The sequence below is a fragment of the Pseudovibrio sp. Tun.PSC04-5.I4 genome, assembly GCF_900104145.1.
Classification (GTDB): domain Bacteria; phylum Pseudomonadota; class Alphaproteobacteria; order Rhizobiales; family Stappiaceae; genus Pseudovibrio.
On sequence record NZ_FNLB01000006.1, the window covers coordinates 2,505,124 to 2,525,290 of the forward strand.

Genomic DNA, 20,167 nt, shown 5'->3' on the forward strand with positions numbered 1-20,167 from the left:
GAGCTTCTGCACAAATAAGTAACGTGGTTGAATATTGATGTGTAGACGGGTAAAAATGGACATGGTGTTTCAAAAATGAACCAGGACGGCCATGCCAATGACACTGAAAGAAAGCCATTCTCTCAATTGGGAAGACCTAAAATATTTTCTCGCTGTAGCACGGACTGGAACGTTGCGAGGTGGGGCTGAGAGCATTCGCGCAAACCACACAACGCTTGCCCGCAGACTAACGATTATGGAGGAGAGAGTTGGAAGCCGGTTGTTTGACCGGTCGAAACTGGGCCTTGTCCTCACCCAGCTAGGTGAAGAGTTATTGCCTCATGCGGAGCGGGTTGAAGAGGAAATGGCCGCAGCATCTCGCGTAATTGTCGGTCAGGACGCTATTCCCAGCGGAACAATCTATGTCACCATGCCTCACGGCTTGACCATGACTTCGATTATGGATGACTTGGTCTCATTTGCGGAGAAATATCCGGATATTGAACTCAACCTGAATTTCACTAATGAAGTAGCCGATCTGACCAGACGCGAGGCAGATGTCAGCTTTCGGATTGCGAACGAGGTTACTCAGGATGTTGTCGGGCGCAAGCTCGTGCAAATGTCACAAGCGGCTTACTGTACAAGAGACTATGCTGCACAAATTGAAGATAATGGCGGTGAAGGACTTCGCTTCATCGGTTGGCACGAACCGGATGGAGACACGACATCACCTTGGATAGCAAAAAGCAGCTATCCGAAAGCAATTCTTCGGCACAGGGTTTCTGAATTGGTTCCGTTGATCTCACTTGCGGCGGCGGGGTTGGGTATGGCCTATCTGGCTTGCAATTTGGGTGACCGTCACCCCAATCTCATAAGAGCACCGTTCCAGAAACCTCTGCCCTACCGCAGTATTTGGCTTTTGTTGCACAAGGACCTCCGCAATACGGCTCGGGTCAGGCTGTTCGTTGATTTCATTGCCGCGCAGATCACCCAAAGACGCAACGAGTTCTGGGTTTCCGGCACGACCAATGGCAGCTAATCAGCTGCAGTTTTTGCCACTCACCAGTTGAAAGTCTCGTAAAAAGAGAGCGAACTCCCTCGACCAACTTTACTTGGTGGCATCCTTCACTGGTACTATCGCCACTGCGTCCACCTCAAACTCAATTATATCGATCGCCAATGCTGGAACTGGGATGAGGGTGCTGGCTGGCGGGCTTGCTCCGAAGATCTCACGGCGCTTCTGGTTTACGTAATTGAGGCGTTCCAGATCATGGTCTTTTATCAGGACTGTGATTTTGACGACATCTTCTACACTGCTGCCAGAAGCTTCCAAAACAGCAATCAGGTTCTCAAAGGTTCTATCTACCTGATCCTTGAAGGTATTCGGGCCATCCTTGGAAATACCAACCTGACCAGCGACATAGACAATACTTGCCTTTGGGGAGACGACCACAGCTTGGGAGAAGCCTGACTTACTTGTATCCGGAAGGTGGTCGGGATTAATCGTCGTTTTTAGATCAGAGGTAGCAGCAGAAGCAGGACTGCCTAAGAGTGCAGCTGTACACAACGCTGCTAAAGTCATCCGGATGCTCATGAATTGTCCTTCTTCTTTATTATTAGGAGCCGTTTCAACTCAGGTGTTTTCAGACATTGACGCGTCACGATTTAGACCCTTTTTCCACTTTCCCTTTGGCCGCGCTTTTGCTTGTGGGCTTGTTCTGGTCATTCGGTTTGAAGCATTCTTTTATTTTTTCGACGACGCTCTTGAGTTTCGGGATATCGGGTCGGGCTGCTTTCACCTTGCCGTTTTTGAGAGCTGTCTCCGCGTGTTTGATCAAGCCATTTGCAACTTTCTTATGCTTGGTGAAGTCTTTGACATTGTCTGAACCGTTAAGAGTGCTTTGCTTGGCAGACAGGTTCTTAATGGTCTTTTTGGCATCCTCAATGGCGGCCAGATATTCTTTCTTCCGTTTAGCCGTATCCTGACTGTTGCCGGGTTGCAGGTCCTCCATCAGGGCTTGGGCTTGATCCAGTAACTCTTCAGCCTCCAGGAAGTTATCTGCATCAAGCGTCTTTTTGGACTGATCCAAGCACTCTTTTGCTTCCATATAAATGCCGTCGAACTCTTCTTTTTCGGCCTGCTCCATAGCATCGCCCAGCTTACTCACTTCACTGAGGTCGCTCTCGGCTTTTTCAAGCTTGGCCTGAAGTTCGGCGATGGCTTCTTCCGGGTTTTTAACGGGTGAGTTACCCGCGGCTTCCAAAGCATCCCGCATGAACTCCAGCTGCTTTACAGCGTCATCCATTGCATCGTTGATGTCTTTGAGATCTGTATTGGCCGCAGCTTTGTCTACGTTACTTTCTACCGCGACATATGCCTGATCAAATAGCCTGAGCTGCGCTGACAAGGCCCGATCAAACTTGGCTTTGTCCTCGATTTCAGAGCGTTGGGCATACGTAGATTTGGATTTTTGTCTCAAATAAGCGATATGTTTGGCTGCTGATTTTGCATCGTCAGCTTTCAGGCTTTCCTGTTCCTCTCGCTGGTACTCCTTGGCAGGTTCCTGCCATTGTAATTGACATTCCTTGAATACGGCGTGGATCCAAACTTCGACTTGATTGGAGCTTGTTGCGTCGTCTAATTCTGGCATGTAGCAACTCCAGACATAAACCGGTTACAGCTGTCGCTTTGACGCGCCATTATGCTTGGCTTTTGGGCAGTTGACGTTGGGATTAGGGAAGCTCAGTGAAGACATTTAGAAGAAAACCGCTCAACTTTTGAACAAAGTTGATGCACGTGAGGCCACGATTTCTAAACGTATATCGGCATTTCTGGAGTCCACCCACGATTTATTCTCCATTACATAAAACGCAATACGGAGCAGCTACGGAACCCTAATATTTATCCACAATCATTGAGGAGGAAGTCGATCCGGTCGGGCCGTGCAATTGCATTGGATGTGCTCTGGCCAGATGCGTCAGCGACGTGCGCGTTACTCCTGCATCTTAATGAAGAATAAAAGACGGTACATACGATACCCCTCAATCCGCGCGCAGAGCAATCAAAGGAAAATACACACGATGCGAACAAAAATCTTTGCTGCAGCCCTCCTCGCGTTTTCGATTGGCTATACAGGTCAAATCAACCTTTCATCCCTTCCCGCCGGGGCATCTTTATTTATTGCTGTTGGTGCTGCCAAGGCGCAAACCGCTCCTCGAAACACAGCTCGCCGAACGTCGCGCAGAACATCACGACGCGTCAATCGACGTCAATCCGTTGCCGGATGCAGGCCTTACAACGCCTATTTCAATTGCGGCGGCGTTTATTACCGGCCCGTCGTGGAAAATGGCGTCACCGTCTACGTCGTAGTTAATCCGTGATTTCAGCAGCTTGGAAGCGATAGCATGATAAAATCGATTGGAACGGCCGTGTTCAGTCTCGGCCTGCTTATGATGACTTTTGGTCAAACTGCTGCGGCGCAAGAAGGCCCCGTCCAAGGAATGTTGGAAGCTTGTCAGACAGAAATAGAGACTTCCTGCGCAAAGGTTAATCCCGGACAAGGGAGGCTTTTCGCCTGTATGTATGCCTATGAGGATCAGGTTAGCGATAGATGTTCAAAGGCAATCATCGATTTCGCAGACGCGATGGATTACCTCTTTGCAAGCGCCAATGAAACTATGACAGTTTGCGCGCCGGATATTGAAGAAAAATGTTCTGATGTTGCATTCGGCGGAGGCCGTATTCTATCATGCTTGGCCGAAAAAAAATCTGATGTGACGCCTCAATGCCAAGCAGCTGCAGCTGGCTTTGCGGAGAGGTTTGGCCTGAATTAACCCGTTCACATGGCCGCTTTTCTGGCCCGATGCAGCGGGCTGTGAAATCCAACTTAGCGCTCACACTCGCTGTTCAGGCAAGCCTTCAGAATATATTGGAAATATGTACAGTAAAGCGGATTGGGCTTGTGCCTTTCCCAATCCGCTTAAAGAACTGATTACATTAGAGACAGCAACGATACCTCATCTCTACATGTTGTACGCTGCTTAAATATGCTCTGCAGCAAGCATGCTTTTGAATTGTTGGAGAGCTTCTGTATTCAGCCCGGCGTTTTCAAAAATGGCCGCAGTAAAGCTGACGGGAGCTATTCCCGGTGCTGTGATTATTCTATCACTGGAAACCGCTGCTGCACTGTCGCGATATTGCTCAGCACCGGAATACCCTTTTGCATTCTGAGTGAGAAACTCAGCGTTGTTTGATGTGTGTGCTGTCTCATTCAGCAGCCCAGCGCGAGCAAGTGCCAAAGTACCTCCACAAATGCCGGCAACGGCACCACCATTGGCATGTTGCGCCTTAAGCAGCTCCGCAATATCTGGCGCTTCGTCTGTTTCCCAGATCGTACCGCCTACAACTACAATCACCGCAGGTTCAAATTTGGCTATTTCTTCCAGTCGATTTGAAACTACAGCGGCAAGTCCACCCTGCGAGCGCACTTCTCCTGCATGTGGTGCAAAAAACTGGACATCGAAGCCGAAGAATGGACCGCCAGTACCCGCGACCAATGCATACTCCCAATCCGCAAACCCTTGGGTGAGAATTACAGCCAATTTCGTCATTATCAATATCCTACTAAACAATCTGGGCCTGAGCCTATACCCACCCTCGGAGAGTTACAATGTTCTTCTTATGTTCTATTTGTATTTTCCATTGATTTTCTCAAGTTGGAAAGTTAGGCCCAACAGATTAGCGGGATAAGGGTCTTTGTTTTCCCCGAATGTTCTCCCAAGACTATCTAGCGGTTTTCCTTAATCTGAACTGCCAACTTATATCCCAAGGGTTTAGGTGTTGGTGTGGATATGGTGCCCTAGGACTTAACAAAAAGTCCGGGAGGAGTAGATGGGGCAATGGAAACTTCCAGTGCAGGCTGCAGTCGCAGTTTTGATGCTTGGGTGCGCCACGCTTGTTGCTTTTGCCGTGGATGGTCGCCCACCCTCACAATATCCTGAGCTTGTTGGGCAATGGGTCGTGATCAAAAAGGACGCGGTGTTCTGGCATCGTGATATCCAGACACAGGAAGACGGCCCCTCTTATTTACGGATTGAGGAGCAGACCGGGCCGGTTCTGGAGGGCGTATTTTTCTGGCAAGTGAGTCCCGGATCTGGTCGCGATCACAATGGAATTTCCGAGGTCTCACAATCAAAAGAACCTGTGATCGGGATGATCGGCTGGGATGGAACATCGCTCACACTGGTGGAACATCCTGATACTGGCACCATGCAAGGCAGAATGATCAATACCGACACCATGGAGCTGACCCACTTTGAGGCAGGTCCATACGCTGTAATCTCACGCTATTTGCTCATCAGACCGTAACTACAGTGCAATCAGGTTCGAGATGATCCACGTGTTCATCAGATCGATAAAGAACCCACATGTGAGCGGCACGATGAGGAATGCTTTGGGAGAAGCGCCGAATTGCCGTGTGACCGAGGTCATGTTCAACACAGCCGTTGCAGTTGAGCCCAGCGCGATACCGCCAAACCCCGCTGAAATAACTGCGGCATCATAGTCTTTGCCCATAGCGGGGAACACGATGAAGAGTGAATAGCAAATGGCGAGCGCTATTTGCAGCGACATGACCAGCGTGACAAAGCCGAGAAACTGCCAGACGATGAGGAGGTCCATAGTCATCAGTGCGATGCTGAGGAAAATTCCTAGGCTGATATCCGAGATCATGGCCATGCCCTTCTCTCGCCCTAAATTATCGTAGTTTCGGAAAAGCATTCTACCCACGTTGTTGATGAAAATACCCATCACGAGGACTGGTACAAACAACGGAATAACAACACCAGCTTCCTTCAGTGCAAGGTACAGAATATAGCCGAAGAAGATGGCGAGGTTGATGAAGAATACGGCTCCCAACACATCATAATAATGCAGGGTGAGTTTGCCTTCATCCTCGAAATTCTGGCCGACAGCCTCGTTTCTATCGTGAGACCCGGCAAGCTTATGCTTGCGCATGAGGTACTGGGCGATGGGGCCACCGATGATACAGGCGGAAACGATGCCTACTGTGTTACAGGCGATGCCAATCTCCTGAGCATTCGCCACGCCAAGTTCAGAGGCAAAAATTGGTGCCCATGCCAATGTGGTTCCCACTCCGCCGGAAAGAGAGACCGAACCGGCAATGATGCCCGTATGGATGGGATAACCGTAAACAGTGGCAGCGCCCATGCCTACGAAATTCTGTATGCCGAGGAACACCGAGGAGATAATGATAAGAATGATGAGTGGTTTGCCACCGGTCAGGAGATCGCTCACTTTTGCACGCAGGCCGATAGCAGCGAAAAAGTAGATCAGGAAGAAATCGATCGGTTCTGTTGAGAACTGAAACTTCATACCCCACCAGACAGTAAGCACAGTCACGAGGATCGCGCAGAGCAAACCACCTGCCAGAGGGTCAGGGATGGTCAGTTTTCGGAGGGCTTCATTTTTGCGAACAAGTTCACGCCCCACAAACAAAACAAGGATCGCAACCGTGATTGTCGTAAACGGATCAATCTCGATGAGTTGTACTTCCGTTCCATCCATCCTGACCTCACTGTTTACCAGCATAGGCTTTAGCAGCTCGGCCTCACCCTCCGTTTAAAAGTGAATTGCGGATTTTAACTGCACTATTTGCATTTGGTTACTCCGATGCGGCAACAAAACCTTAAGGTCTGCATAGATTTCTCTTTGGTTGAGGTGTAAGGAAGAGCCAAATCTTTCAATAATACGGCGACTAAACTATTCACCATGACCAAAATTGACAATGAAGCACTTGCCGAAGCCTATAACCGGGCTTTGGATCTCGAAAAATCCGGCAAGTTTGATGCTGCTGCGGAAGCTTATAAGGATGTCCTGAAGCTTGATCCTGAAGATCACGGGGGCGCAGCGGTTCGCCTTGCAAGCATGGGCAAGGGCGATGCACCGTCCAAAGCGCCAGATGCCTATGTAAGCACGCTGTTTGATCAACATGCTGAAGTGTTTGATATGGTGCTGGTGGACCAGCTCGGCTATTCCGTTCCGCTGATGGTTCGCGACAAAATTGAAAAGCTGGGCCTTGGTCCGTTTAAGCGATTGCTTGATCTGGGCTGTGGTACAGGTCTTTCCGGTGAAGCGCTGAGTGATCTTGTGCCGCACAAAACCGGTGTAGACCTTGCCGAAGGCATGGTTGAAATTGCCGACGAAAAGGAACTTTACGACGACCTCTATGTAGGCGAAGTTGTCGAGTTTTTGAAGGTGGATGAAGCCGAGCGCTGGGACCTGATCGTCGCAACGGATGTACTGCCGTATATGGGAGAGCTGGAAGAGTTCTTCTCCGGTGTTGCCGCCAATATTCAGAATAAGGGCGTTTTCGCGTTTTCTTCTGAAACGCTGCCGGACGATATTTTGGGCGATAAACGTTTTATGGTTGGCAAATATCACCGTTTTGCACATGCTGAAGCTTATCTACGCGATCTGCTGGAAAAGCGCGGGTTCTCCATCCTCGATCTCTCCCCTATCATTGTTCGCTATGAACAAGGTGAACCGGTACCGGGCCATCTTGTGCTTGCAGCATTTGAGGAAACCTAGTGCAAACCTTATAGAACCACAGTTGGCAGAGTATTATAAATTGTTAAAATTGTATTTATGTATGCTCTCTCCTTGATATTTTCCCTATCATATCAACGTGTGGTTCTATACTTTGCACAACCGTGAACATTTCCGTCGAGACACGGACTGGCAAGGGCACCCATGACCAACGCAATCGCAAACTTGAGCGTTAATGGCAAACAGGTTGAAGCTAAACTCGGTGAAAGGCTTTTAGAAGCAGCCGAGCGAGCTGGAATTTCTTTGCACTGTGATTGCGGGACCTGCGTCTGCGAAAGCTCTCGAGTGACGGTTATATCCGGCAATGTGGAGGCCAATGGAACGCGACTGAAAAGTACAGTATTGGCGTGCAAGGCAACAGTTGCCGGTGATGCTGAAATCATGCTGCCAGCCTCTTCTGGTCTGCAATCGCTCAAAGGTCACGTTTCCGCTCTTCGCAAAGTATCAGATGATTTATACGAGCTGCGCCTGAGTTTCACGAAGCCAATTTCATGGCGGCCGGGCCAATACTATCACGTGGAATTTCGCGGACATGAGCGGATCAACCTTTCCGCGAGTTTTTCGCTGGATGCTGGAACTGAGTTCAACACACTCATCTTCCTGATTGAAGAAGCAACCACCCCCGACCTTTTTGCAATGCTGGTGAAAAAGGGCGATGTAAAAGGGCGCGTTGGGATTACTGGCCCTTATGGCTCCTCTTTCCTTGGCCACGATGATGAACGCCTGATTATGGTCGCTGGCCCCAACAGCCTTGCTCCAATCTGGGCCATTGCGCTTAGCTCTGTTATGGGGCAACCACGCCGAGAGAAGGTCCTTATTCTGGATAGATCGCTGGAGGACGCTAAGTTTCAGCAGGTGTTCAACTGGTTGAAACGGCGTGGACTTCTGCCGGTATTTGCAGACCTGCAGAGCGGAACTGCAGAGGCTAATCTGAAAAACCTGCTACCAGATCTAACTGAATTTGATATGGCTTATGTAGCAGGATCTCGCAGTTTCATTGCCGGGTTGGAAAGCGTTTTTGTTGACGCACAAGCGACTTATGCGCGTATCCCGCAGTTTCAACCATGGGAAGCCGCAGTAGGCGCCAATGCGGACGCTGTAACTTTGGAGCCTGCGGAATAAGGCCTGCTCTCAGCCAGCGGCCTTTTTCGTCAACTTTGACTTATTGACCTGATCTTCCAGCGAGATACCCCTGGCTTCTTCCAATAGCCAGAACAGCGCTTGATTTGGAGGAGCGGGCTTGCCGAAGTAATAGCCCTGCGCCTCCGTACATCCCACAGCTTTCAACTGCTCTGCAATTTCTTTGCTCTCAACCCCTTCTGCGGTTGTCGCAATGCCAAGTCGGTTTGCCAGTTCGATAACAGAATTGACTATAAAGCGGGCATCTTCATCTTGGTCCATACTCATAACAAAGGATCTGTCAACCTTGATCCGGTCAAACGGGAAGCGACGCAAGGTACTAAGAGATGAGTAACCAGTGCCGAAATCATCCATGGAGATCTTTACTCCAATTTGCTGGAGCTTTGCCAAAGTCTGGCGAACGCGCAGATGGTCCGCCAACAATACGGTTTCGGTCACTTCCAGTTCAAGCCGTCCAGGATCCAACCCGGTGCGCGCCAAAACCTCATCCACGACCGGGAGAAGTGTGTCGTAGTAAATTTGCCGTGGTGACAGGTTCACGGCCAAATTAACGCACTTTGGCCATCCTGCTGCCAGCGAGCAGGCTTCATCCAGAACCCAAGCACCGATTTCCAGAATGAGGCCGGTTTCTTCTGCAAGAGGGATAAACTCGAAAGGCGAGATAAAGCCGTAACGCGGATGGTTCCACCTCAAGAGAGCTTCAAAACCAGAGATTTCGCCCGTCTCTAAAATGACCTGCGGTTGGAAGTAGACCTCGAGATCCCGGTTAGCCGTCGCTTTGTAGAGGTCTGTGATAAGTGTCTGGCGTTGTTTAATTTTGGCTGCCATGTCACTTTCAAAGAAGCGGTAGGTGTTCCTGCCATCATTTTTTGCCTGATACAGCGCAAGGTCTGCAAAGCGGATCAGCTCATCGACGTCTTGCTGCTCCTTACTAAACATTGCAATGCCGAGACTCGCGCCCACTACGATTTCGTGCCCCTCCAAGAAACAAGGAGCGGCGACAATTTTGAGGACCTCCTGTGCGATTTTTTCCAGATCTTCACGGGATGCAGGCAGCTTGGAGAGAATGGCAAACTCATCACCTCCTAAGCGAGCGATCATCTCCTTGTTCGTCACTTTTTCCCGCAGAATTCTGGCAATGTGGCAAAGAAGCTTGTCGCCGACCGTATGGCCTAGGGAATCGTTGATTGTCTTAAATTCATCCAGATCCATCCACAAAATTCCGAAGCTCTCACTCTGTGCAAGAGCTGCCTGCTTCATCTCTTGCAAGCGCTCATTCATCAGCAATCGGTTCGGCAATTTTGTGAGTGTGTCGTGTGTTGCAAGATAGCTCAGGTGATCGCTAATGCGTTGCCGCTCTGTAATATCTTCGAAAATCGCGACCCACCCGCCGCTGCCCTGCGGTTCAAGTGTCATCAGGATGACCTGCTCACTTTGCAGCTCAAGCGTGAAAGTGCTGCGCACCGTGCTTGGCCAAAGCTGCTGAGCGACGGATTTTTCTCCTGTTTCCTCCAAAAACTCTTGAGCCAACGGCATGCATGTGAGCATCTCATTCCATGTCATACCGATTTTTCCCGCGCCTTGTTCACAGGCGAAGATGTCATCAAAGCGTTGATTGAACACGATTAATCTTTTGTAAGTATCGAACATGCACAAACCATGCGACATATTGTTCAGCGCGGCATCGAATAGTGTATTTTGCTTCACCAGCTCCTGCTCTTGATTGCGAAGTTCCTTGTTCTTTCGCTGAATATTAAGTCGGAGGCTGTCGCGTTCTCTGGCCGAGGCTTGCAATACTTTGACCGCTCTTGCTATCTCACCCACTTCATCCATTCTTCGGGTTCCCTCAACCCGAACATCGAAATTCCCACCCGCAACATCAGAAAGTGCATCTGCGATTGTCTGGAGGGGTTGAGAGATTTTGCGAGAGACGAGCAACGCGACGATAAAGATAATCAGGCAGGCAGCAAAACCAAGTACGATCAGACGTTGAAAGGTCTGCGAGCTGCTTTCTTCCCCCACATTGCGGAGGCGTTCTTGCGCATGCAGGAGAACTTCGAGTGGTTTGAAGGCGCATATGACAAGCGGGGCGGGGCCGTTGTCGCAGAACTCAAAGGCTGTGTTCAGGATCTTCAATTTTCGCAGGTCTTCCGGCTTGCGCAGCGCTTCAACAGGAGCCTTAGGGGACGCGCCGACAAGTTTGTCTTGGTAAAATATTGCGATTTCAGCACCAGAAATCCTGCTGTACTCGTCAATGACACCTGAATGAAACGGGAACCAACGCTGAGCCACCAGTGCTCCGCGCCATTGTGTATTCGGGTCAACGAGTGGAGAATACAGAATTTGAGAGACACCAGCGTCCGGCTCTCCTGGTAACAATGGACCAAACTGGGTGGCGGGCAGCAGAGTATACCTAACAACAGGCCCCTTCCCCGTTTCCGGCATCCATGTAGTGCGAAGTGCTTGCTTAAGATGTACCTTGAGCAACTGTTTTTGTATGAGGCCGGGGTCACCTTTTTTTGAGGCACCGACAATCTGACCACGGTAGTTCAGCAGGATGATCGCATCCAGCGGTGTGCCTTCCTGAACCAGCGAGAGGATATTGACATCACCTGCCCACACCCGTGTTTCTGCGGCTTTCACAATATCAGACCTTTCGCCTATAGCCGAAAGGCTGGCAGCCGTTTCAGAAAGCTGAGATTGAATACGGTGTTTCACCAGTGCGACGTCTCTCTCAAGCGCAGTAGAAAACTGGTTCACAGCAATTTGAGAGAGCTGCTCGCTTTGCAACTGCAGCGTTCGTTCCCATTGAATGATGACGAGGAAGGTTAGGGCGAAGTAAGATAAAGCAATAGCAACGACTGAGATGATTGCCAGTTTCAGAGAGATTGAATGCCTGACTCGTCTCATACATATCGCCTATGCCAAGCAGCTCGCTATTCGCCAGAATGACAAAAATACCGCAGGTCAATGGACACGTTGGTCACATAAACTAGGTTTGATTGTCGCGAAACTGTCTTAAGTAGGCGTGAGCACTATGAAAAAATGAGGTTTATTACTTAATGCTCACGTAATGTATTTTGATAAATGTTCTTAAATATTATTTACTCAGATCGATAGCTCTGCATTTCCTTTTGTGAATACTTCGACGCTGGCTCTGATTTCATCCGCATTTTCAATAATTTGCGTTAAGTTTATAGCATCTAGTTCTTTCATAAAAGCGTCCAATGCAGTCCGCAGCTTTCCCTTAAATAAGCACACGTCAACAAGCGGACATGGCTTTGTGCTATTACACCCAAAACACTCTACTAAGGCGAAATTATCTTCAATATTTCGGATGAGTTTGCCGATGTTAATTGATGCAGGTGCATGAGCAAGCATTAGCCCTCCCAACCGTCCTCGGCGAGATTTGATATAGCCTTTTCGATTCAATATTTGCACGACTTTAGCGACCTGAGGGCGCCCAGTGTTTGTTGCCTCAGACAAGCGATCAATAGTCCACTTGTCGTTCCGGTTGACAGCCATGAGCATCAGAATGCGAACTGCTACATCTGTCATCCCAGTTAATTTCATAGGTACCTCGACCTTACTCTAAAGCTTAAAATGCTTCATCTAATTATAATTAATAAAAACATTATGAGTATTACTTTTATTGACTGACACAGCTCATATACTACAAAAGAGCAGTACTCATAGAGGAACATTGATTTTTATCAAAAATATCCAAAATATAAGTATTAATTCGGCCTGCAAGCCCACTTATCATTACGCTGGTGTGATTGGAGATTATCTTTTACATCTGTGTAATTAACTTGGTGAGTGCTTTTCTCTACTGCAATTTACACATTACCTTAGGTAACACCAGGAAGAAGAAAAAACGACAATTTGATAAGCACTAAATTTTAATGAACAAAACTATTGAAGATAGACTCAAATTTCATTGTATATATTTGACGGTTTTGGAAGAATAGCGAAATTCCAAAGAAGTCATTATGTCGTTCATGCCGGACGTCTTAGGTGAATTTTATAAGCACATCCAAAATTTCCCTGAGACTGTTGCGATCTTTAAAAACGAAGATCATATGGATCATGCGAAAGAAAAACAGCTTGAACACTGAGGCCTCATTTGCAGCGGCAGGTTGGACGACACTTACGCTGCCTCTGTGCAACGGATTGGCAGGCCCCGCCAACGACTCGGATTAACTCCGAGATGGTATATTAGCGCTTACAACTGCCTCGGTGGGTTGCTCAACGCCGCTATCGGTGACAGATCAACAATGAGTGTGTTTTCACGCTCCTATCGCTCAACTAAAAAATTGCAAGGTATTCTATATAAAGTCATTTTGTTAGATATGGACCTTGCTCTGGCAGTCTATGAGCAAACCGACACAAAGTCGCGCTAGTCGTTTCTAGGCGGGCTGGCAGATAATTTTGACGGGTCTGTCGAGCACGTCGCGAACTCGATAACAAGCACCGCGGATAACCTGCACGGTTCTGCAAAGCCCTCTCTCAAACTGCGGACAAGACCAATCAGATCAGCTCAAATGTGGCTTCAACTTCGCTCGACGCTTCAAAGAATGAGGATGCTGTACGCAATTTTGTCTCAGCAAGCCGCAGACCTGAAGGCATCAGTTAGTCATTTTCTCGGCGATCTGCACTAGGCGATGTAACTGGTCTATTGGGCATACTGCGCTACGAGATAGTCGATGTTTGTTTTCCAACTAAACAGCAGGCATCGGCACACCTCCTAACTTTAATGCCTCCAAACATTCGTTAGGAAATCAGTATTTTACAGTTAATTTTCGTCTGTTACGCAAGATGCAATAAATTCACCTAAGTTATTTTTGCAGTGCAGCACACTGTAACCAATACAGCAGACAAAAGAATCACAGTATTTTCTACAGAAATCACTGACATTAACCTTTGGTTTAAAAACCATAAGTCGAATTGCGCTTCATATTACTACCGATCTAGGCTTTCCTCTGCGTGATATGACGTAATATTTCCAATTCAAACTGGAATATTGCGACATTTGGTTCTGGGGAGGACGGGACCTTTCACGCTTTAAAATTAGGCAATTTGCCTTTCGGGAGGATTCCATGAGTACTTTTCGCAGGCCGATTAATCGGCGTAGTCTTTTAAAGGCGGGTGCAGCCAGCGGGCTGGTTCTTGCATCGCCAACAATTATTACACGCAGTGCATGGGCGGATACTAACTTCCGCAACGACCCTACCAATTCCAAAACCGTAACATTCGGTTTCAACGTCCCACAGACCGGTGCATATGCCGATGAGGGTGCGGATGAACTGCGGGCCTATCAGCTTGCAATCAAGCATCTGAACGGTGAAGGCGATGGTGGTATGCTGAACACCATGAAGCCCCTTTCGCTCGGCGGAAATGGCATTCTTGGCAAAAAGGTAGACTACGTTACCGGTGATACCCAAACCAAGTCAGACGCGGCTCGGGCCTCTGCAAAACGCATGATCGAAAAAGACGGTGTTGTCATGTGGTCCGGCGGCTCCTCTTCCGGTGTGGCGATTGCGCAGCAATCCCTCGCACAGGAAATGGGCGTCGTGTTCATGTGTGGTCTGACCCACTCCAACGATACCACCGGTAAAGACAAGCGTCGTTATGGCTTCCGCCATTTCTTCAATGCTTACATGTCCGGTGCAGCTCTTGGCCCTGTGCTTGAAAAGCAGATGGGCAAGGATCGCCGTGCTTACCACCTGACCGCAGATTACACTTGGGGTTGGACACAGGAAGAATCTATCGCCAACACCACTGAGGGCCTTGGCTGGGAAACCGTCAACAAGGTTCGTACTCCACTTGGCGCAGGTGACTTCTCTCAGTACATCACCCCGGTTCTCAACTCCGGCGCTGATGTTCTGATCCTGAACCACTACGGTAAGGACATGATCAACTCGCTGACCCAGGCTGTTCAGTTTGGTCTGCGTGATAAGCAGGTTAACGGTAAAAACTTTGAGATCATCGTTCCACTTTACTCTCGCCTTATGGCGCAGGGTGCGGGCGAAAACATCAAAGGCATTTACGGTACAACCAACTGGAACTGGTCCTTGCAGGATGAAGGTTCCATGGCCTTCGTTAAATCCTTCGGCAAGGAATATGGGTTCCCACCCTCTCAGGCTGCTCACACATGTTACGTGCAAACTCTGCTTTATGCAGATGCATGTGAGCGCGCGGGTACATTCAACCCGGCTGAGGTTATCAAAGCTCTTGAAGACCACCAGTTCGACGGTATGGGCAACGGTCCAACGCTCTACCGTGGTTCTGATCACCAGTGCTTCAAAGATGTGTTGGTTGTGAAGGGGAACGAGGCGGCAACTTCAAAGTTCGATCTTCTGGAAGTTGTTGAAGTTACGCCAGCCTCTCAGGTCACTTATGACCCAGAGATCTTTGGCGGAGAACTTGGCCCTTACAAGGCCTAGGTAAACGACCATACCCGGCTGTTCCTCTCATTGGCAGCCGGGTACTGGCTCTCTTTTTTGACGGCAGTTCGTGCCGCACCATATGCCTTGCACCCTCTCACGGATTTTAAAAGGAGAAGAGCGGATGGATGCCATCGTTCTTCAAATTCTGAACGGCCTGGATAAAGGCGGAGCTTACGCTTTGATTGCGTTAGGCCTTACGCTGATCTTTGGTACACTCGGAGTTGTGAACTTCGCCCACGGGGCCTTGTTTATGCTTGGCGCGTTTTGTGCTGTTGCATTCAATCACGTTATTAGCTTTGAGCAAGTTGTTATCGACCCAACCAAAACAACGGCCTGGGGTACGCCTTTCGAGACCCGTGTCCCTTATATCGAAGCATGGCTCGGCGACACCGGCACAACGGTTCTGAATTACTCAGTCCCCCTTTCGATTTTATTCGCCATTCCTGTGATGCTGCTGTTTGGTTACATCATGGAACGTGGCTTGATCCGCCATTTTTACAAGCGCCCCCATGCGGAGCAGATCCTCGTGACCTTTGGTCTTGCGATTGTTTTGCAGGAAATTGTCAAAGCCTATTTTGGAGCAAACCCAATTCCGCAAGCAGCACCTGACATGGTGCGCGGCGCGATGGATCTGGGCATATGGATCGGCTTTGATCCCGGTACTGTTGTCTATCCCCAGTGGCGCATTGTTTATCTGTTCTTCTCATTTGGCATAATCAGCGGCGTGTTTGCTTTCTTGCAGTTCACCACCTTCGGCATGGTTGTGCGTGCGGGTATGGCAGACCGTGAAACTGTTGGCTTCCTTGGCATTAACATTGAGCGCCGCTTTACGCTGGTGTTTGCTATTGCTGCGGTGGTCGCGGGCCTTGCCGGGGTTATGTACACGCCAATTCTGCCACCGGATTACCACATGGGAATGGACTTCCTCGTCCTCTCGTTTGTTGTGGTTGTGGTTGGCGGTATGGGGTCTCTGCCCGGTGCGGTATCTGCCGGTTTCCTTCTTGGTATTTTGCAGAGCTTTGCAAGTATGAATGAAGTGAAGACCATTCTGCCCGGCATTGACCAGATCATTATCTACCTTGTTGCAGTTATTATCCTTTTGGTTCGTCCGCGTGGATTAATGGGCCGCAAGGGCGTGATGGAGACCTGAGTTATGATGACTAAAATTACGCCTCGCTCAGACCTTCTTATGTTTGTGCTGTTTACGCTCGCTATTCTTAGTATGCCGCTTTGGCTGGCGCCCATCGGTGCCGGTTATCCGGATCTCTTGCAGAAGTTTGCAATCTTTGGGTTGTTCGCCCTTGGTTACAACATTCTGTTTGGCTTGACTGGCTACCTCAGCTTTGGACATGCTGTGTTTCTTGGTGTTGGTTCTTACGCAGCCGTTTGGAGTTTTAAGCTGCTCGGTATGAACCCGTTGCCAGCCCTCGTGTTTTCCGTGGTGTTCTCAGCCTTGTTTGCACTGGCAATCGGCTTCATCTCACTGCGCCGTTCCGGGATTTACTTCTCGATCCTGACGCTTGCTTTTGCGCAGATGAGCTACAATCTGGCGTATTCCGTGTTCACTCCAATCACCAACGGTGAGACCGGCTTGCGTGTCCTGCAATCAGACCCTCGTATACTGGATAGCTCAGAGTCTGGCCCGTTGATCGCCCGCCTGTTTGGTGTTGAGATGACTGGGTACTCCGGCTTCTACTTCTGTGCCGTCTTGTTGATCATCGGCTTTTACATCTCACAACGGATCTTCCGTAGTCCGTTCGGCATGATGTTGCGCGCTGTGAAATCCAACCAGAACCGCATGAGCTACACTGGGCTGAATACACGCCCGTACACGCTGGCCGCTTTTGTCATCTCCGGCGTTTTCGCCGGTGTTGCAGGCGGGCTGCTGGCGGTAACTGATCCGCTTGCTGGTGCGGAGCGCATGCAATGGACGGCCTCTGGTGAGGTGGTTTTGATGACTATTCTCGGCGGTGCGGGAACATTGCTTGGGCCAATACTGGGTGCAGGTCTCATCAAATACTTTGAGAACATTTTCTCAGCCTATAACGAGCAAACGCTGCACTCAATCTTCTCCTTCCTGCCGGACATGCTTGAAGGGCCTGTTGTGAGCATTGCCGGCCTGTTTGTTGGCGAAGGCTGGCATCTAACGCTTGGACTGTTGTTCATGGTGGTTGTGATCTTCCTTCCGGGCGGCATCATGGAAGGCCTGAACAGGATTGCAAAGATGTTCTCTCGCACCAAACCCAAAATCACCAGCAGTAGGCAACCTGCTGCGGCAGCAGAATGAAGGGAGGCAACCATGGAAATTCTTAATGTATCCAACGTGAATAAGCGCTTTGGTGGCCTTCAGGCACTCGATAAAGTCAACCTATCTGTCGAGCAGGGACATGTTCATGCGATTATTGGACCGAATGGCGCTGGCAAATCCACTCTGCTGAACTGTTTTGTGGGACGGCTTATTCCAGATACTGGCTCTGTTACGTTTCTCGGCCAAGATCTCATTGGAGCAAAACCTCATGAGATCAATCAGGCTGGTGTTTCCCGCGTGTTTCAGACACCCGAAATCTTCGGAGACCTGTCCCTGCTGGATAACATCATGATCCCGACACTGGCCAAACGGGATGGAGCTTTTACCCTCAACATCTGGGCTCGTGTGGATGGGCAAGGGGAAATTCGGGATAAAGCTCTGCATATGCTTGAAGATGTGGGCCTTGCCGACAAGAAAGAAATGACTGCGGCCTCCCTGTCTCGTGGTGATAAGCGCCGGTTGGAGCTGGCTATGTGTCTGGTTCAGGACCCGAAGCTATTGCTTCTCGATGAACCGACGGCAGGCATGTCTCGCGCCGATACCAACAACACCATTGATCTCCTAAAGCGGATCGGTGAGCGCGGAATTACCAAGATCATCATTGAGCATGACATGCATGTGGTGTTCTCCCTTGCCAGCAAGATCAGTGTGCTGGCTCAAGGCACAGTTATTGCTGAAGGGAAGCCGGAAGACATTAAGGGCGATCCTCGTGTTCAGGAAGCCTATTTGGGAGGAGCACAGGTATGACCATCATTGATGATCAGTTCAAAGGCGTCACCGCTCCCGGTATTTCGCCTGTACGGGCGAAAGGCGGTGCTCCGGCATACTTCTCCGCCTGGGATTTACATGCCTACTATGGTGAAAGCTATATTGTTCAGGGTGTTAGCTTTGACATTCGGGAGGGCGAGATTCTTGCTCTGCTGGGGCGCAACGGGGCGGGTAAAACTTCCACACTGCGTGCAATTGCACGAGCTGGTGACCCACGACTGACCCATGGCGAGATCTGGCTCGATCACCAACCGATCCACGAAATGCCAAACTATCTGGCAGCACAAAACGGTATTCAGCTGGTGCAGGAAGATCGGCGGGTCATTCAGGGTCTGACGGTTGAAGAGAATCTACAGCTTGCGCAAATCGCGGAACCTCACGGTTGGTCTATTGAGCGCATCTACGATCACTTCCCGCGCCTTGGAGAGCGGGCAAAGCAGGAAGCTGTGACCATGTCTGGTGGGGAGCAGCAGATGCTTGCCCTTGCCCGCGCTTTGGCACGGGATGTGAAGTTGTTGTTGCTGGATGAGCCTTATGAAGGCTTAGCACCGGTTATAGTGCAGGAGATAGAACGGATCCTCGTCAACGTAAAAGAGCTTGGCATTACAACGATTATCGTTGAGCAAAATGCTGTTGCAGCCCTGCACCTAGCCGACCGTGCCGTCATTTTGGACATGGGTGAAGTTGTGTTTGACGGGACCGCGCAAGAGGTTCTGGACAATGAGGAACTTCGCCAGACCTATCTCGCGATTTAAAGGGATACGGCACGTTTCCGCATGAAGTTCCCCCCGAGGCTATTGAGCCTTACCACTGGCCAGAGGAGTAATTTCCTCTGGCTTTTTTCTTGGCTTATTGCCCTAAAGGCCATCAAGGAATTGTTGATAGGTCATTGGTTCCAGTCGCTTTGGCTCCCGGCCTGCAAATTTGTCTGTCCAATGCGATAGGGAGAGACTGGAAAAATCATAGGTGTTCTCAAGGAGAGATTGTTTTTCCTGCTCTAGCCGCATGACTGTTACTTGAGACCAGTCCTCAACAACCAGAACGGGCAGTCCCTCAAAAAGCGGATTGAGGCTAGATGATTTGACAATCGGAACAGCGCCCAGAAACAAGGCTTCCCACGTACGGTGGCAATCCATTCCCTCCCCAAAGGGGCTGATTGTGTAAAGGAACTGTGCGTTCTTCCGCCACGATTGTTCACGAGGCAGGTGATCGTTCTCGTAATAAGCGACGGTATCGTCTGCCACTGCCAAAACCTGCGCACGGTCTCCGCGATGAGCTGCATGGTGCCAATTGCAGTAGCCCTGCATTTCTCTCTCATTCAAGGGAGACGCATCGGCGGCAACACTTCGCAACAACTCTTCCTGCTCCAACGGTGTTTGAAACTCTCCCCATGCATGAGACTTACGAGCTGTGAGGGTGTGATAGTCCAAACCGATTGGCAGGTTGAAGAGCTTTTCATGCTCCATTGCAAGATTTTGGGCATACCAAGCCACCAATAAGGGGTGTGTCAGCAACGTCTTGAGCATGTTTGAGGAGAGTGTGTTTTCTAAGGTTCTGTCGGCTTCAATCGGCAAATCACTGTCGCCACTGAGCAGAACAAACGGCTCGCGCATATGCAGCAGATGCGTTTGGACAAACAGCGGCAGAGCGTCCGTGGTGATGTAAATCGTAGCCCCTGCGGTGTGGTTTTCCAACAAGTCCGCATCCAGTTTGGGCGAGGATGATTTGGGGCGTTTGGTTTTGGTGTGGCTGCTTTTTAGGAGACCTCTGCTGGAGATAAACTGGCAGCTGTTTTCTTCCCGCTCCCGAGGCAGCCATTGATAGGACTTGTAGCGCAACAACGATAACACCACGTCATCTCCTCATGTCATGAGGTATCTAAGCGCGCCTCATCAA

At 49.6% G+C, this 20,167-nt stretch carries 18 protein-coding genes and 1 pseudogene; 12 read left to right on the forward strand and 7 right to left on the reverse strand.

Features of this window, described 5'->3' with window-relative positions; genetic code table 11:
* Nucleotides 1–97: 97 nt before the first annotated feature.
* Nucleotides 98–1,018 (forward strand): LysR family transcriptional regulator, encoded by a 921-nt coding sequence (locus BLS62_RS16905; RefSeq protein WP_093189073.1) that lies wholly within the window; start codon nucleotides 98–100, stop codon nucleotides 1,016–1,018.
* A gap of 69 nt (nucleotides 1,019–1,087) precedes the next feature.
* Here BLS62_RS16905 and BLS62_RS16910 read toward each other — a convergent pair whose 3' ends face one another.
* The gene (locus BLS62_RS16910) at nucleotides 1,088–1,561 is read right to left on the reverse strand and encodes a RidA family protein (protein ID WP_208990912.1); all 474 of its coding nucleotides are present in this window, start codon (nucleotides 1,559–1,561) and stop codon (nucleotides 1,088–1,090) included.
* A 76-nt stretch (nucleotides 1,562–1,637) separates the two neighbouring features.
* Nucleotides 1,638–2,630 carry a GumC domain-containing protein gene (locus BLS62_RS16915; RefSeq protein WP_200798532.1) on the reverse strand — a complete coding sequence of 331 codons (993 nt, stop codon included), beginning with the start codon at nucleotides 2,628–2,630 and terminating at the stop codon, nucleotides 1,638–1,640.
* Between the two features lie 430 nt (nucleotides 2,631–3,060).
* Here BLS62_RS16915 and BLS62_RS16920 point away from each other — a divergent pair, with 430 nt between their 5' ends.
* Together BLS62_RS16920 and BLS62_RS16925 are read left to right on the forward strand one after the other, a co-directional pair.
* Nucleotides 3,061–3,360, forward strand: coding sequence for a hypothetical protein (locus tag BLS62_RS16920; RefSeq protein ID WP_093183038.1), 300 nt, complete (start codon nucleotides 3,061–3,063; stop codon nucleotides 3,358–3,360).
* A 24-nt stretch (nucleotides 3,361–3,384) separates the two neighbouring features.
* Nucleotides 3,385–3,813 (forward strand): cysteine rich repeat-containing protein, encoded by a 429-nt coding sequence (locus BLS62_RS16925; RefSeq protein ID WP_093183041.1) that lies wholly within the window; start codon nucleotides 3,385–3,387, stop codon nucleotides 3,811–3,813.
* Between the two features lie 207 nt (nucleotides 3,814–4,020).
* Here the strand turns inward: BLS62_RS16925 and BLS62_RS16930 are convergent, their stop codons facing one another.
* Nucleotides 4,021–4,590 carry a DJ-1/PfpI family protein gene (locus BLS62_RS16930; protein WP_093183044.1) on the reverse strand — a complete coding sequence of 190 codons (570 nt, stop codon included), beginning with the start codon at nucleotides 4,588–4,590 and terminating at the stop codon, nucleotides 4,021–4,023.
* A gap of 280 nt (nucleotides 4,591–4,870) precedes the next feature.
* Here BLS62_RS16930 and BLS62_RS16935 point away from each other — a divergent pair, with 280 nt between their 5' ends.
* A complete protein-coding gene (locus tag BLS62_RS16935; RefSeq protein ID WP_093183047.1) occupies nucleotides 4,871–5,347 on the forward strand; it encodes a hypothetical protein in 477 nt (158 codons plus the stop codon).
* Here the strand turns inward: BLS62_RS16935 and gltS are convergent, their stop codons facing one another.
* Complete coding sequence (gltS, locus tag BLS62_RS16940) at nucleotides 5,348–6,565, reverse strand: sodium/glutamate symporter (protein WP_093183050.1); 1,218 nt, start codon at nucleotides 6,563–6,565, stop codon at nucleotides 5,348–5,350.
* 204 nt (nucleotides 6,566–6,769) lie between these two features.
* On the opposite strand from gltS, the gene BLS62_RS16945 reads away from it, so the two are divergent.
* Together BLS62_RS16945 and BLS62_RS16950 are read left to right on the forward strand one after the other, a co-directional pair.
* Nucleotides 6,770–7,588 carry a methyltransferase domain-containing protein gene (locus BLS62_RS16945; protein ID WP_093183053.1) on the forward strand — a complete coding sequence of 273 codons (819 nt, stop codon included), beginning with the start codon at nucleotides 6,770–6,772 and terminating at the stop codon, nucleotides 7,586–7,588.
* A 162-nt stretch (nucleotides 7,589–7,750) separates the two neighbouring features.
* On the forward strand, nucleotides 7,751–8,728 hold the full coding sequence (locus tag BLS62_RS16950) for a 2Fe-2S iron-sulfur cluster-binding protein (RefSeq protein ID WP_208990913.1): 978 nt from the start codon (nucleotides 7,751–7,753) through the stop codon (nucleotides 8,726–8,728).
* A 9-nt stretch (nucleotides 8,729–8,737) separates the two neighbouring features.
* On the opposite strand, the gene BLS62_RS16955 is transcribed toward BLS62_RS16950, so the two are convergent.
* Both BLS62_RS16955 and BLS62_RS16960 read right to left on the reverse strand, forming a co-directional pair.
* Nucleotides 8,738–11,656, reverse strand: a complete 2,919-nt coding sequence (locus BLS62_RS16955) for a putative bifunctional diguanylate cyclase/phosphodiesterase (protein WP_093183056.1) — start codon at nucleotides 11,654–11,656, stop codon at nucleotides 8,738–8,740.
* A gap of 198 nt (nucleotides 11,657–11,854) precedes the next feature.
* Entirely contained in the window at nucleotides 11,855–12,319 is a 465-nt protein-coding gene (locus BLS62_RS16960) for an RrF2 family transcriptional regulator (RefSeq protein ID WP_208990914.1), read from the reverse strand.
* 428 nt (nucleotides 12,320–12,747) lie between these two features.
* On the opposite strand from BLS62_RS16960, the pseudogene BLS62_RS31745 reads away from it, so the two are divergent.
* From BLS62_RS31745 to BLS62_RS16990, 6 genes and pseudogenes are all read left to right on the forward strand, one after another.
* Nucleotides 12,748–13,149 (forward strand): annotated as a pseudogene (locus tag BLS62_RS31745) (protoglobin domain-containing protein).
* 696 nt (nucleotides 13,150–13,845) lie between these two features.
* On the forward strand, nucleotides 13,846–15,192 hold the full coding sequence (locus tag BLS62_RS16970; protein WP_093183058.1) for a substrate-binding protein: 1,347 nt from the start codon (nucleotides 13,846–13,848) through the stop codon (nucleotides 15,190–15,192).
* 124 nt (nucleotides 15,193–15,316) lie between these two features.
* Entirely contained in the window at nucleotides 15,317–16,345 is a 1,029-nt protein-coding gene (locus tag BLS62_RS16975) for a branched-chain amino acid ABC transporter permease (RefSeq protein WP_093183061.1), read from the forward strand.
* 39 nt (nucleotides 16,346–16,384) lie between these two features.
* Nucleotides 16,385–17,482, forward strand: coding sequence for a branched-chain amino acid ABC transporter permease (locus tag BLS62_RS16980; RefSeq protein ID WP_244283644.1), 1,098 nt, complete (start codon nucleotides 16,385–16,387; stop codon nucleotides 17,480–17,482).
* Nucleotides 17,483–17,494: 12 nt separating this feature from the next.
* Entirely contained in the window at nucleotides 17,495–18,250 is a 756-nt protein-coding gene (locus BLS62_RS16985) for an ABC transporter ATP-binding protein (protein WP_093183066.1), read from the forward strand.
* Nucleotides 18,247–19,026, forward strand: coding sequence for an ABC transporter ATP-binding protein (locus BLS62_RS16990; protein ID WP_093183069.1), 780 nt, complete (start codon nucleotides 18,247–18,249; stop codon nucleotides 19,024–19,026). Before BLS62_RS16985 ends, BLS62_RS16990 begins: the two co-directional genes overlap by 4 nt.
* Before the next feature lie 102 nt (nucleotides 19,027–19,128).
* On the opposite strand, the gene BLS62_RS16995 is transcribed toward BLS62_RS16990, so the two are convergent.
* Nucleotides 19,129–20,124: a hypothetical protein gene (locus BLS62_RS16995; RefSeq protein ID WP_093183072.1), complete on the reverse strand. Its 996-nt coding sequence runs from the start codon at nucleotides 20,122–20,124 to the stop codon at nucleotides 19,129–19,131.
* Nucleotides 20,125–20,167: the final 43 nt, after the last annotated feature.